Below are 12,729 nucleotides of genomic sequence, written 5' to 3' on the forward strand. Positions count from 1 at the left end.
GGCCCGGCGGGAGGCGCTGCTCGCGGCGCTGCGCCGGCACCTGCCGGAGCTGCTGCCGGCGGCCGTCCCGCGTGGGGGTCTGCACCTGTGGGTGCCGCTGCCCGACGGCACCGACGACGTCGCCCTGGCCGCCGCGGCGGCCGCCGAGGGCGTCATCGTCTTCCCCGGCCGCCCCTGGTACGCCGCCGAGCCGCCGGGCCCGCGCCTGCGCCTGACCTACACGGCCGCCGCGCCCGACCGCATGGACGAGGCGGTCCGCCGCCTGGCCCGCGCTCTCCGGCTCAGCTGAAGCAGTGCACGCCCACGGCGATCTGCGGCCGGTCGGCCTCGCTGTCGGTCACGAGGAACGCGTCGATCGCGACCCGCCGGTGATCGGTCCGCACGGGATCCTGGGCCGGGCTGGTCAGGCAGCTGGGGAAGCCGCCCCTGTGCCGCCGCCCGGTCTCATCGGTCCAGTAGGCCGCGGCGACGAAGTACTCCCTGTCCGCGCGCCGGTTGCCGTCGGCTTCGAAGACGATGAGCCGGGTGTCGTCGTTCGAGAAGATGACCGTGCCCACGAGCTGTTCGGGGGTCGCGGCGTGCGTGTCACGCAGGAGTGTCGGGGTCAGGCCGATGGCGAGCCCGACCGCGACAAGCGCGACCGCGCGCACGCGGGCAGGGGTGCGCGCGACCAGCGCTTTCAGTGAGGTCCCGATCGACATGGCGGCACAGTACCCGCACGTCACCAGCTGATTCGGGCCGCCACCGGCAGGTGGTCGCTGCCGGTGGCCGGCAGCGACCAGGAACTCTCCGGTTGGACGCCGTTGACCAGAATGTGGTCGATCCGCACCACCGGGAACCGCGCCGGCCAGGTGAAGCCGAAGCCGTCGCCGGCCACGTCCTGAGCGGAGACCATCCGCGCGGTGATGTCGTCGAACACGCGGTCGTCCAGGGTGCCGTTCAGGTCGCCGAGCAGCACCACCCGCGTGTTCTGCTCGGCGGCGAGGGCCTCGGCGAGCGCCCGCGCGTTCCGGTCCCGGCTGCCCGTCGAGAAGCCGCCCCGGGGGTTCACCCGGGCGGAGCCCAGATGGGCCACATACACCGCGAGCGGACCCTGGGGCGTGGCGACCGTGGTGCGCAGTGCCCGGTTGTAGGGCAGCTTGTCGTCGGCGGTCCTGGCGTCCCCGAGCGGCCCGGCGTCCATCTTGATGTCGACCGGCTGAGTGTCCGACAGCGGCAGCTTGCTCCAGAGCCCGACCGTGCCCTGCACCGTATGGAACGGGTACGCGTTCGCCAGCCCGTTCTCGTAGGTGCCCACGACCTGCGGGTCCAGCTCCACCAGCGCCAGCACGTCGGCTCCGGAGGCGGCCAGGTCGCGGGCCGTGCCGGTGGGGTCCGGGTTCCCGGCGCCCACGTTGTGGCTGGCCACGGTGAGGTCGCCGCCCGGGTGTGACTTGTCGCGCAGCTGCCCGCCGAAGAGGCTCAGCCACACCACGACCGGCAACAGCAGCGCGACCACCGCGGCGGCGGAACGGCGCCACACCGCCAAGGCCAGCAGCACCGGGACGAACAGACCGAACCACGGCAGGAAGGTCTCCACCAGGCTGCCGACGTTCCCGATCCGGTTCGGGATCTTCGAGTGCAGCGGCATGAACAGACCAAGCGCCAGCGCCGATGCCGCGACCACCGGGCCGCGCCTCCAGGGTCCGGGCCGCAGGCCTGCGCGGATGGGGCTGCTCGGTTCGGTTTCCACCGGGTGGGCTTGTGTCGATGGGGCGGGTTGAGCCATGCCACCAGTCAAGACGGTGCGCTGTTGCCAGCGCGTATGCGATTTTGGATACGTCGAAGATATGCACCGACTTGTACCATTGACGGGGTGCGTGTGTTGATCGTCGAGGACGAACCCTACCTGGCCGAGGCGATCCGCGACGGCCTGCGCCTGGCCGCGATCGCGGCCGACATCGCAGGCGACGGCGACACCGCTCTGGAGCTGCTGGGCACCAACCCCTACGACATCGCCATCCTCGACCGCGACATACCCGGACCGTCCGGTGACGAGATCGCCGGGCGCATCGTCGCGTCCGGCAGCGGCATGCCGATCCTCATGCTCACCGCCGCTGACCGGCTCGACGACAAGGCCTCCGGGTTCGGGCTCGGTGCCGACGACTACCTCACGAAACCCTTCGAACTCCGCGAACTCGTCCTCCGGCTCCGGGCACTCGACCGCCGGCGTGGCCACAACCGGCCCCCCGTACGGGAGATCGCGGGTGTCCGGCTCGACCCGTTCCGCAGGGAGGTCCACCGCGACGGCCGCTATGTCGCGCTGACCCGCAAGCAGTTCGCGGTACTCGAGGTCCTCGTCGCCGCCGAGGGCGGTGTGGTCAGCGCGGAGGAGCTCCTCGAACGCGCCTGGGACGCGAACGCCGACCCGTTCACCAACGCTGTCCGCATCACCGTCTCGGCGCTGCGCAAACGTCTCGGCGAACCCTGGATCATCGCGACCGTGCCGGGCGTCGGCTACCGCATCGAGGTGCCGCCGGAGCCTGGACGCGATGGAGAAGATCGTGGATAGGGCGCCCGGGTTGAGCGTCCGCCTCAAGCTCACCCTCAGCTATGCCGGGTTCCTCATGCTGGCCGCTGTCCTGATGTTCGCGGCGGTGTGGCTGTTCCTCCTTCGTTACGTCCCGGACCGGGCGCTCATGATTTCTGCTGACGACCCCACGAACGGCGTCTTCCCCGTCCGGTCCAGACTCCTGGACGTCTTCGCTCCGAGGGCAGCCGTCGTGTTGGCGTTCCTGCTGCTGTTCGGCCTCGTGGGAGGGTGGATCCTCGCCGGGCGGATGCTCGCCCCGCTCACCCGGATCACCCACGCCACCCGCCTGGCCGCGGGCGGGTCGCTGTCCCAACGCATCCGGCTGCCGGGCCGCAGGGACGAGTTCCGCGAGCTCGCCGACGCGTTCGACACGATGCTCGAACGGCTCGAGGCGCACGTCGCCGAGCAGCGCAGATTCGCCGCCAACGCCTCCCACGAGCTGCGTACCCCCCTTGCCATCTCCAAGGCGCTGCTCGACGTGGCGCGCAGCGATCCGACGGGGGACGTCGGCGAGGTCCTCGACCGCCTCGACGCCGTCAACACCCGGGCGATCGACCTGACCGAGGCACTGCTCCTGCTCAGCCGCGCCGACCAGCGGGCGTTCACCCGGGAGCGCGTCGACCTGTCCCTCGTCGCGGAGGAAGCCGCCGAAACGCTCCTCCCCTTGGCGGAAGAGCGTGGCGTCACCATCGAAACCTCCGGCGACATCACCCCGACCAGCGGCTCACCAGCGCTCCTGCTGCAGGTGGTGATGAACCTGCTGCACAACGCGATCGTCCACAACCTGCCCGCGCGGGGCGCCGTGTGGGTCAACACCAGCGTCCGCCCCGGGACCGTGCTGCTCACTGTCGAGAACACCGGCGCGCAGCTGGCCCCCGAACTGGTCTCGACACTCACCGAACCCTTCCAGCGCGGATCCGAACGGGCACACACCGACCACGCGGGCGTCGGCCTCGGTCTGGCCATCGTCGAGACCATCACCCGCGCGCACGACGGGACGCTCACCGTCACGCCCCGGCCCGCCGGCGGGCTGCGCGTCACCGTGGAACTGCCCGCGGAATCCACGCACACCGACTGGTGACGCTGGTCTACGCTCTGTCCGCGGAACGAGGGGGAACATGGCTGACGGGGTCGAGCGCGCCAACTCGCGGCGGATCATCTGGTGGATCGCCGCAGGCGCGGCGCTGGCGACGGTAGCGGTGGTCGCGGTCGGCGTCATCGCGTTCCTCGGGGCGCGCGGCTGGGGGCGGCAGACCGGCTCGTTCGTTGTGGGGACCTGCTTCAACACCGGTGACGAGACGGGCCTTATCGAGGCCGACGGCCTGCGTGAGGTGGCCGGGCGGGCGTACATCGTCGACTGCGGCACCGACCACGACGCCGAGCTGACGCGGACGGCGGAGCGCGCCTCGGAGTGCGCCGCCGAGGGCGCGTGGCTCAAGAGCCTCGACCAGATCTACTGCGTCAGGCTGCGTCCATGAGCGACCGGGGCAGTTCGTCGACGAGGTGACCTGGTTCGTCCAGCCCGGCGAGACCGCCACGGTGGGCGAGCCGCTCCCGTGGCACCGTGGTTCGCTCGACGAGCTGCCCGGGCTGCCGGCACTTCCTGCCTCGGCAGTTGGTGGTCCAACCACATCGAGGTGCTCACGGCCGCGCGGCCGACGTGCCCTCGGCGCGGATGCTCGCGGACTACGGATGGATCTCAAAAAGAACCGGGCCCCGAGATCACGATCAACCCCGACGAGTACCACGTCGTAGGCGTCGAGGGCAACGGAAGCTGTCAGCCGGAATGAAGGCCGGCCGGCCCGTCATCGGGAGGCCACGACGGCGTTGTGGAGGTTGCGGGTCGCCAGGACCGAGGAGCGCACCTCCTGCAGCAGCTCGGTGGTGTGCAGCCGGCGTCCCCACGCGGTCGTCGCGAGGTCGTCGAAGCCGACCGTCTCGATGCCGCACCCGTAGCGGCTGCCGAGCAGGCGTACCGCGTCGCAGTGCTGGTGGCGGACATACGGGGCGTTGGTGACCAGCAGGACGCGCTCGTCCGCCGTAGGGGTGCCGACGTGCTCGGCCCAGCCGATGAGGGTGTCGGCGGTGTTGGCCCGGCGCGGCGGCTGGGTGGACGGCGCCGCGAGCACGTGGATCTCCTCGACGCCCGGGTGCTGACCGGCCCAGACGCGGTGCCACCAGCCGTCACCTTCACGTACGGAAATAGGTTCTGAAAGGCCAACAAACCGGCGCATACCGATGGTCATCATGTCGGCTTCCGTCTCGAACGGGTCGAGGCCGAGCCGGCGGCCCTCCCGGTGCTCCCGGTCGTCGCGGAACCGTAGGCTGCCCAGCCCGGCGAGCGTGCGGACCCGCAGGCCGCCCGCGAGCAGCCGGGCCGTGAAGTCGGTGCGGCCCAGGGCCACCCGGATCCCACCACCGAGCACGACGACGTGGTCGTAGCTGTCCTGCGCGGGACGATCGGCACCGTCCAGGCCGAGGATCCCGATCAGGGACCGCAGCCGTTCATCCAGGTCGGGACGGTAGTCGACGCGGGCGTTGTCGAACCGTTCCTTGACCCCGGCCCGGAAGTCCCAGACCGCGGAGAACTCCGCCGCCCAGTCCAGCACCGCGTCGAGCGGGCCGTCCGGCACCTCGCCACCGAAGTGCCCGGCCAGCTCCGTGAACGCGGGCGAGGTCACCCACGCCTCGATCGAGGCCGCCACCGCCTCCGGATCGAGCCCGCCAGGTTCACAGGGCGTCAGCGCGATGGGTCGCGTCACCGCGCCGACACCTCCCTCATTCAGGCTTGGCCCCGCAGATTACTCGACGGCGAATGTCGCACCCAACTGTCATGATCGGAGGCATGCGCACGTTGACGGTGGTGAAGGGCGACGCGACCAGCCCGCAGGCCAAGGGGCCGAAGATCATCGCGCACGTGTGCAATGACCTCGGTGGCTGGGGCAAGGGCTTCGTCCTGGCCGTGTCCCGCCGGTGGCCGGAGCCCGAACGCGACTTCCGGGCGTGGCACCGGGGTCGGGCCGGCAACGACTTCGGCCTCGGCGCCGTGCGGGTCGTGCAGGTCAAGCCCGACGTCTGGGTGGCGAACATGGTCGCCCAGCGCGGCATCCGCACCGGCAGCTCCGGCCCGCCGATCCGCTACGAGGCCCTCGAGCGCTGCCTGACGAAGCTCGCGGACGAGGCGGCGGCCCGCCGGGCCTCGGTGCACATGCCCCGCATCGGCTGTGGCCTGGCCGGCGGCAAGTGGGACCAGGTGGAGCCGATCATTCTCCGCACCCTGTGCGCCAAGGACATCCCGACCACCGTCTACGACGCGTCATGACGGCCCGGACCACGTGGCCGGGCGCGGTGGCGACCGCGCGCAGCTGGTCGACATCGCCTACGAGACCGGGCTGTTGAACCGCCGGACCTGATCAGTTGCTCGAGGAGCGGCCGAAGCCGAAGCCGGGCAGGTCGACGATAGAACGACCGGCGAACCGGGTCTTCGTGTACCCCGGCACCCAGTGGTCGCGCACCTCGTCGGTCCCGGCGCGGTTGTTCCATTCCCGCATCATGCGCGCGGCAATGCGAGCGGCCTCGGTGACGTCGTCGGGGGATGCCCCGGTCCACTCGCAGACCCAGGTCCGCTTCTCCTTGCGGTGCCATCCCTGGCCGCCGGCCTCGAAGTGGGTGGTCCTGAACTGCATCGTGCGGCCGGCGCTCAGCGTTATCTCGAAAAAGCAGCCGATGGTGCGCTGGTCGGTGGTCATCCGGATCCGAGCCTCCGGCGGGGGGGCCTCGGCTGTCGTCAAGGCGTCCAGCCCGTCCAGCAGCGCGTCGAAGGTCAACCGCAGACCCTGCTCGATCTCGGACCAGGTCTTCACCACGCGCCCGCCGGTGGTCATGCCGCGCAGCGACGGGTGCGGGGCGAACGCCAACCAACGGTACGGCAGGTCGACGATGCCCTCCCCCCAGTTGAACACGTCGTACGCCCAGTTTTCCCAGGTCATCGTGGCGACCAGCTCCGCCCAGACCTGATCGTCGGTGGCGATGAGACCGATGGAGGTGCCGACCTTGTCCAGCGTGACCGGTCGGATCCACCGGGCGAAGGTGTCCGGACCGCCCAGGATAGGCGGCGGGTACCCGATGACGCTGCCGGCGACCTGCACCGCGTCGCCGAAGCCCGTCGCCGGTCCCAGTGGTACGCGCACCGCGAGGATCGGCGAGGTCCGGTCGTCCGGCGCCGGGACGACGATGCCCACTCCGGTCGGCGTGTCGAACCGGCCGTCGGCGACGGCGCCGAACCCGAGCTCGGCCACCGTCGCCCCGACGGCGTCCTCGGTCCACGGGCCGACGTCGAGTGCGGCCATGCGGGACAGCAGGGCACTGGTCAGTTCGGTATCGATCCTTTTCATGTCGCCTCCGCGGTGACGATAGCGTCGCCCCGCAAGATAATGCGGCAGTGGCCCAGGCGGTGGCGGATCCTGACGGGGTGTCAGGCGAGGTGGACCATGGGATGGCGCCGCTCGCTCTGACGCGGAGCGGTGAGTGTTTCCCTATGACCGGCGGTGAGGGCGCGGCCAGCTGTAGTCGAAGCTGAGCGAGAACGTCCGGTTGACCCAGGACCCGGACTCCTCGCCGGGAGCGGGCTTGAGCCCGGCCTCGCCGAGTGCCACCCGGATCTCGGCCATCTCAGCGGACCGGTCGTGCGACGCCACGACATGGCCGTCGTCGAAGGCGATCTCCCACACGTTGGTGAACAGCCAGGCGGGCGTGAACCCCATGTGGAGGCGTCCGATGTGTTCGCAGTCGGTGCCCAGCAGGAGCCGCCCGGTGAACGGGACGGGGATCGCCGGCAGCTTGTACAGCGACGCCTTGTCGTGGAACGCGGCGCTGCCGCGTCTGCGGCTCGGTGTGATCCCGAACAGCCGGACGGGTCCGGCCCCGCCGGTCGATCCCAGCTCCACGGTCATCAGAGCCAGGCCCTCGTCATGGATCCCGTAGCGGCAGATGAAGCCCCGGTAGCACGCGGTGCTCAACGCCCGTGGCCGGAGGCCGTGAGCGTGCGGGTCGAACAGGCCCGTTCCGTCGACCGCGGTGATCGAGTAGTGCCGGTCGAGGTAGTGGACAAGATCGGGGATTTGGGTCGTCACAGGTGGCGCCCTATTCGTGGAGGAGTTGGCGGGGGCCGGGGCCCTCGTCGGCGAGCGTGTCGGTCGGGTTGACGATGCGGCAGCGGCGAAGCGACAGGCAGCCGCAGCCGATGCACCCGGTCAGGCGCGACCGCAACCGTTCCAGCAGCGCGATCTGCTCGTCGATGCGTGACTGCCACCGGGCCGACAGCCGGGCCCAGTCCTTCTTCGTGGGCGTGCGGCCCTGGGGGAGCGAGGCGAGCGCCCCGGCGATCTCGTCCAGGGACAGGCCGACCTGCTGGGCGATGCGGATGAACGACACCCGGCGCAGCTGGTGGCGGGCGAAGCGGCGCTGGTTGATGCTCGTGCGTTCGGCCTGGATCAGGCCGAGCCGCTCGTAGTAGCGCAGCGCGGACGGGGCCACGCCGCTGCGGGCGGCGAGCTCTCCGATCGTCAGTGAATCCTGCATCACAGGGCCTTGTGTTGAAGTGAACTTCAACTCGCAGGGTATATCCATGACCGTACTCACCGCTGACCTGGCCCGGCTGACCGGGGATGAGAAGCACTCGCCGAGCGCCTACTCGACCCTGGACGTGCTGTGGGTCCTCTACGACCGCGTCCTCAGAATCTCGCCGGAAACGCGCGATGACCCCGAGCGGGACTACTTCCTGCTCTCCAAGGGCCACGGTCCCGCCGCCTTCTACGCCGTACTCGCGGAGAAGGGTTTTGTGCCGGCCGACTGGTTGGACGGGATGGGCCGGTGGGACAGCCCGCTGGGCCATCATCCGGACCGGCTGCTGGTGCCGGGGGTGGAGATCTCCAGCGGCTCGTTGGGGCACGGGCTGCCGCTGGGGGCCGGCGTCGCGCTCGGGCTGCGGGCCCAGGGCCTGCTGAAACCCCGGGTGTACGTGCTGGTGGGCGACGCGGAGCTGGACGAGGGCAGCAACCACGAGGCGATCGCCTACGCGGGCGCGGTCGGGCTGGACTCACTCACCGTGATTGTCGTGGACAACCAGTCGGCGACGCACGGGTGGTCGGACGGCATCGCGTCGCGGTTCACCGTGAACGGGTGGTCGGCCGTCACCGCCTGGGGCCGTGATCATGATCAGATCGAGGCGGGACTGCGGCAGCACCGGCCGGGCCGGCCGCACGTGTTCGTCGCCGTCACCGAGCCGAAGTGGGGTGCGTGATGCGGGAGGCGTTCGTCAACGCGACCATCAACCTGCTCGACGAAGATCCACGCGTGGCGCTCGTCCTCGCGGACATCTCCGCCGACGCGTTCGCGGAGGCGGCCCGGACCCATCGTGACCGGGTGCTCAACGTGGGCATCCGCGAGCAGCTCATGGTGAGCGTCGCGGGCGGGCTGGCGCTGACCGGCCTGCGGCCGATCGTGCACTCGTACGCCCCGTTCGTCGTCGAGCGGGCCTGGGAGCAGGTCAAACTGGACGTCGACCACCAGGGCGTCGGCGCGGTGGTGGCTACCATCGGCGCCTCCTACGACGCGTCGGCCAGCGGCCGGACCCACCTGTCGCCCGGCGACGTGGCGCTCATCGACACGCTGGACGGCTGGACCGTGCGCGTGCCCGGCCACGCCGACGAGGTCGGCCCGCTGCTGCGCGCGGCCGCGGGCGACGACAGCCGGGTATACCTGCGCCTGTCGACGCAGACGAACGCCCGCGCCGTGGCCACGGGCACCGACGGGAGACTCACCGTCGTGCGGCCGGCGGGCGGCGACGAGGTGGTCGTGGCGGTCGGCCCGACGCTCGACGCCGTCCTGGCGGCCACGGAAGGGCTCGACGTGACGGTCGCCTACACGCACACGCCGCGCCCGTTCGACGTGACCGGCCTGCGCTCGCTGGCGACCGGCCCGACGCCGGCCGTGGCGATCGTCGAGCCGTACCTGGCCGGGACGTCCGCGCGGATCATCGCCGACGCGTTGCGTGACCGGCCGCACCGGCTGGCCGCGCTCGGCGTCGGCCGCGCCGACCTGCACCGTTACGGGACGCCCGCGGAACACGCGAGCGCCCATGGCCTCGACACGGCCGGCCTGCGCCGGTCCCTCGTGGAGTTCCTCGGTCGGTGACAATGCCGGGATGGATCGCATTCTGACCCGGCAGGAGGCCTCCGACGCGGTCGGCGGCGACGGCTGGCGGTACCTGCTCGGCTCGCTGCGCGCGCAGGTGCCCGCCGCCTCGCCCGCCGACGCGGCGGCGATGGCGGCTCGGGCCGTCGCGGCCTGCGGTGAGCACGCCGACGGGCACCTGCGGGTCGATGTCCGCGCCGACCGCGTCGTCCTCGCCCTGCAGACCCTCGACCTCGGCACGGTCACCACCCGCGACACGGACCTGGCCCGGCGGATCACCGCCGCGGGGCTGGCCACCGCGCCCGGCACGCCGCGCCCGGTCCAACTCGTCGAGATCGCCATCGACGCCCTCGACATCCCCGCCGTCCGGCCGTTCTGGAAAACCATTCTCGGGTACGCCGATGAGTCACAGTCCGACGGCGACACCACCGCCGCGATCGTCGACCCGCTGGGGGAGGGCCCGGCCGTCTGGTTCCAGCGAATGGACGCCCCGCGCCCGCACCGCAACCGGATCCATCTCGACATCTGCGTCCCGCACGATGAGGCGGCGGCCCGGATCGCGGCGGCGCTCGCGGCCGGTGGCCGACTGCTGTCGGACGCGGCGGCGCCCGCGTTCTGGGTGCTGGCCGACGTCGAGGGCAATGAGGCGTGCGTAACGACGTGGCAGGGCCGCGACGGGGTCGTTTCCGGCGGAGTAGAAATGAGGTTATAGCTGGTAAACGCCTCCTAGGGCGGTGGTGGACGTGAGAATTCATCGATATGCGGGTTGCGCGCGTGCCGCCGCGCTGGTGGTCCCGGTCGTCCTCGTTCTGTCGGCCGCGGCCCCGCAGTCCCGGGCGAACCCGGAACGCGTGGCACTGCGGGCCGACCACGGGCCGCACCTCGTCATCGATCCCGGGGACCCGCGCACCGCCATCCCGGGCCGGTACATCGTGGTGCTCAACGACCACGGGCTGAGCCCGCAGGCCACGCGGCGGGAGGCGGAACGCCTCGTCGCGCGCCACGGCGGCACCACCGTCCGGGTGCTGGAATCGTTGCGGGGCTTCGTCTACCGCGGCACCGACGCCGCTGCCACCAATATCGCCGAGGACGCCCAGGTCCAGTTCGTGGAGCAGGATCACACCGTCGAGGCCGACGACCCCGGCCCCGTCACGGCGCTGCCCGGCGGCCCGCAGGCGAACCCACCCTCGTGGGGACTCGACCGCATCGACCAGCGGGTGGGGCCGCTGAACGGGCGGTACCGCTACCCGGCCGTGCGGCATCAGGTCACCGTGTACGTCGTGGACACCGGCGTCCGGGTCAGCCACCGCGAGTTCCGTGGTCGGGCGCGCTGGGGCGGGAACTTCACCGGCGACCGCCGCGACCATGACTGCAACGGGCACGGCACCCACGTCGCCGGTACGATCGCCGGCACCACCACGGGGGTCGCGAAGTCTGCCAACATCGTCTCGCTGAAGGTGTTGACCTGCAACAACTCCGGTCGGACGTCGGACCTCCTGGCGGCGATCGAATGGATCATTGCCCACGGTAGGCGTCCTGCCGTGGTCAACATGAGTCTCAACTCGCGCGGGCAGGACCCGGCTCTCGCCCAGGAGATCGCGAAGGCGACCGCGGCCGGGTTCCTCTTCGTCGTCGCGGCGGGCAACACGCGCAGCAACGCCTGCCACTACTCGCCGGGCATGCTGAAGGCCGCGGTCACCGTGGGCGCGACCACCATCCGCGACAGTCGTGACTCCGGCTACTCGAACTTCGGCAGTTGCGTCACGATCTTCGCGCCCGGCACGAACATCTACTCGGCCTGGAACCGGTCGGACCAGGCATACTCCCGGTCCAACGGGACGTCGATGGCGGCGCCGCACGTCGCGGGCGCGGCCGCCCTGATTCTCGGGCAGAACCCGAACTACACGCCCGGGCAGGTGTCGACCTGCCTGTTCCAGGACGCCAGCGTGGGACGTCTCAGCAGCGTCGGAACCGAGTCACCGAACCAGATGCTGTACATCAACGACGACTACCGCAACTGCGCGTCCTGATCGGACGCTGGTGTGGGCGGCGCCCCATCGGGGCATAACCGTCCACATGGGTGAGATCAGAGTGGGTACCGCGTCCTGGGCGGACCGGATGCTGCTCGACTCGGGGTGGTACCCGAGGGAGGCGAACACGCCCGCGGGGCGGTTGGCGTACTACGCGGAGCGGTTCGACCTGGTGGAGGCGGACACGACGTTCTACGCCATCCCGCCCGTGGAGACCACCACGGCGTGGGCGCACCGGTCCCCCGCCGGCTTCCTGTTCAACATCAAAGCGTTCAGCCTGTTCACCGGGCATCCCACGCCGGTGACCGCGCTGCCGCGCGACCTGCGCCCGGCCCGCTCCGCCGACCGGGTCCGCCCGCGCGACCTGTCGCCGGAGCTGCTTGACGAGGCCTGGGCCCGGTTCGGCGACGCGCTGCGGCCCCTGGAATCCGCCGGCAAGCTCGGCGTGGTCCTGCTGCAGTTCCCGCCCTGGTTCGCCTACGGGGCCGCCGCCAAGCGGCGCATCGCCGAGACCGCGCGGCGGTGCCGCCCGGCGCGGGTGGCGATCGAGCTGCGGCACGCGTCGTGGCTCACGCCGGCCAACGCCGTGGACACGGTGGAGTTCCTGTGCCGGGAGGATCTGTCGTTCGTCTGCGTGGACATGCCGCAGGGGCACGCCAGCTCGCTGCCGCCCGTGCTGGTCGCGACGGCCGAGCCGGCCGTCATGCGGTTCCATGGGCACAGCGACGCGTGGGCCGGCGGCGACCGGCGCGACAAGTTCCGCTACGCGTACAGCGACGACGAGTTGGCCGCCTGGGCGGGGCGGCTGCGTGAGCTGGCCGACGACGCCGACCAGCTGCACGTGATCATGAACAACTGCTGCGGCGACCAGGCCCAACGCGACGCCCAGCGGCTCGCCGGCCTGCTGACCCGCGCCGCGGCCGCCGGCTGAGG

At 71.3% G+C, this 12,729-nt stretch carries 15 protein-coding genes and 1 pseudogene; 10 read left to right on the top strand and 6 right to left on the bottom strand.

What is annotated here, in order from left to right; all coding sequences use genetic code 11:
- A pseudogene (locus tag ABD211_RS28335) lies at window positions 1-289 on the top strand (PLP-dependent aminotransferase family protein); the annotation flags it as partial.
- Here the strand turns inward: ABD211_RS28335 and ABD211_RS28340 are convergent.
- Both ABD211_RS28340 and ABD211_RS28345 read right to left on the bottom strand, forming a co-directional pair.
- On the bottom strand, window positions 282-701 hold the full coding sequence (locus ABD211_RS28340; RefSeq protein ID WP_344138449.1) for a hypothetical protein: 420 nt from the start codon (window positions 699-701) through the stop codon (window positions 282-284). The pseudogene ABD211_RS28335 and the gene ABD211_RS28340 sit on opposite strands and share 8 nt — an antisense overlap.
- Window positions 702-721: 20 nt before the next feature.
- A complete protein-coding gene (locus tag ABD211_RS28345; RefSeq protein ID WP_425560549.1) occupies window positions 722-1,768 on the bottom strand; it encodes an endonuclease/exonuclease/phosphatase family protein in 1,047 nt (348 codons plus the stop codon).
- An 87-nt stretch (window positions 1,769-1,855) separates the two neighbouring features.
- On the opposite strand from ABD211_RS28345, the gene ABD211_RS28350 reads away from it, so the two are divergent.
- Genes ABD211_RS28350 through ABD211_RS28360 form a run of 3 tightly spaced genes read left to right on the top strand, consistent with a single transcriptional unit; the run spans window position 1,856 to window position 4,050 of the window.
- Window positions 1,856-2,551 (top strand): response regulator transcription factor, encoded by a 696-nt coding sequence (locus ABD211_RS28350; RefSeq protein WP_344138453.1) that lies wholly within the window; start codon window positions 1,856-1,858, stop codon window positions 2,549-2,551.
- Complete coding sequence (locus tag ABD211_RS28355; protein ID WP_344138455.1) at window positions 2,532-3,653, top strand: sensor histidine kinase; 1,122 nt, start codon at window positions 2,532-2,534, stop codon at window positions 3,651-3,653. The genes ABD211_RS28350 and ABD211_RS28355 overlap by 20 nt, the downstream gene beginning before the upstream one ends.
- A 37-nt stretch (window positions 3,654-3,690) precedes the next feature.
- Complete coding sequence (locus tag ABD211_RS28360; RefSeq protein WP_344138457.1) at window positions 3,691-4,050, top strand: hypothetical protein; 360 nt, start codon at window positions 3,691-3,693, stop codon at window positions 4,048-4,050.
- Window positions 4,051-4,377: 327 nt separating this feature from the next.
- Here the strand turns inward: ABD211_RS28360 and ABD211_RS28365 are convergent, their stop codons facing one another.
- Window positions 4,378-5,334, bottom strand: coding sequence for a hypothetical protein (locus ABD211_RS28365; protein WP_344138459.1), 957 nt, complete (start codon window positions 5,332-5,334; stop codon window positions 4,378-4,380).
- Between the two features lie 83 nt (window positions 5,335-5,417).
- Between ABD211_RS28365 and ABD211_RS28370 the strand changes: the two genes are divergently transcribed.
- The gene (locus ABD211_RS28370) at window positions 5,418-5,894 is read left to right on the top strand and encodes a macro domain-containing protein (protein WP_344138461.1); all 477 of its coding nucleotides are present in this window, start codon (window positions 5,418-5,420) and stop codon (window positions 5,892-5,894) included.
- A 91-nt stretch (window positions 5,895-5,985) separates the two neighbouring features.
- On the opposite strand, the gene ABD211_RS28375 is transcribed toward ABD211_RS28370, so the two are convergent.
- The 3 genes from ABD211_RS28375 to soxR form a co-directional block, all read right to left on the bottom strand.
- Window positions 5,986-6,966, bottom strand: a complete 981-nt coding sequence (locus tag ABD211_RS28375; RefSeq protein ID WP_344138463.1) for a hypothetical protein — start codon at window positions 6,964-6,966, stop codon at window positions 5,986-5,988.
- A gap of 141 nt (window positions 6,967-7,107) precedes the next feature.
- Entirely contained in the window at window positions 7,108-7,704 is a 597-nt protein-coding gene (locus ABD211_RS28380) for a hypothetical protein (protein WP_344138465.1), read from the bottom strand.
- A 10-nt stretch (window positions 7,705-7,714) separates the two neighbouring features.
- Entirely contained in the window at window positions 7,715-8,152 is a 438-nt protein-coding gene (gene soxR, locus ABD211_RS28385) for a redox-sensitive transcriptional activator SoxR (RefSeq protein WP_344138466.1), read from the bottom strand.
- Window positions 8,153-8,198: 46 nt separating this feature from the next.
- Between soxR and ABD211_RS28390 the strand changes: the two genes are divergently transcribed.
- Genes ABD211_RS28390 through ABD211_RS28410 form a run of 5 tightly spaced genes read left to right on the top strand, consistent with a single transcriptional unit; the run spans window position 8,199 to window position 12,727 of the window.
- Window positions 8,199-8,873, top strand: coding sequence for a transketolase (locus ABD211_RS28390; protein WP_344138468.1), 675 nt, complete (start codon window positions 8,199-8,201; stop codon window positions 8,871-8,873).
- Complete coding sequence (locus tag ABD211_RS28395) at window positions 8,873-9,766, top strand: transketolase family protein (RefSeq protein ID WP_344138476.1); 894 nt, start codon at window positions 8,873-8,875, stop codon at window positions 9,764-9,766. The genes ABD211_RS28390 and ABD211_RS28395 overlap by 1 nt, the downstream gene beginning before the upstream one ends.
- Window positions 9,767-9,776: 10 nt before the next feature.
- Entirely contained in the window at window positions 9,777-10,478 is a 702-nt protein-coding gene (locus ABD211_RS28400; protein ID WP_344138470.1) for a VOC family protein, read from the top strand.
- Window positions 10,479-10,509: 31 nt separating this feature from the next.
- Complete coding sequence (locus ABD211_RS28405; RefSeq protein WP_344138472.1) at window positions 10,510-11,796, top strand: S8 family peptidase; 1,287 nt, start codon at window positions 10,510-10,512, stop codon at window positions 11,794-11,796.
- A 46-nt stretch (window positions 11,797-11,842) separates the two neighbouring features.
- Window positions 11,843-12,727, top strand: coding sequence for a DUF72 domain-containing protein (locus ABD211_RS28410; RefSeq protein ID WP_344138474.1), 885 nt, complete (start codon window positions 11,843-11,845; stop codon window positions 12,725-12,727).
- Window positions 12,728-12,729 lie beyond the last annotated feature (2 nt).

Origin of the sequence: Luedemannella flava, assembly GCF_039528515.1 — a bacterium.
GTDB lineage: Bacteria > Actinomycetota > Actinomycetes > Mycobacteriales > Micromonosporaceae > Luedemannella > Luedemannella flava.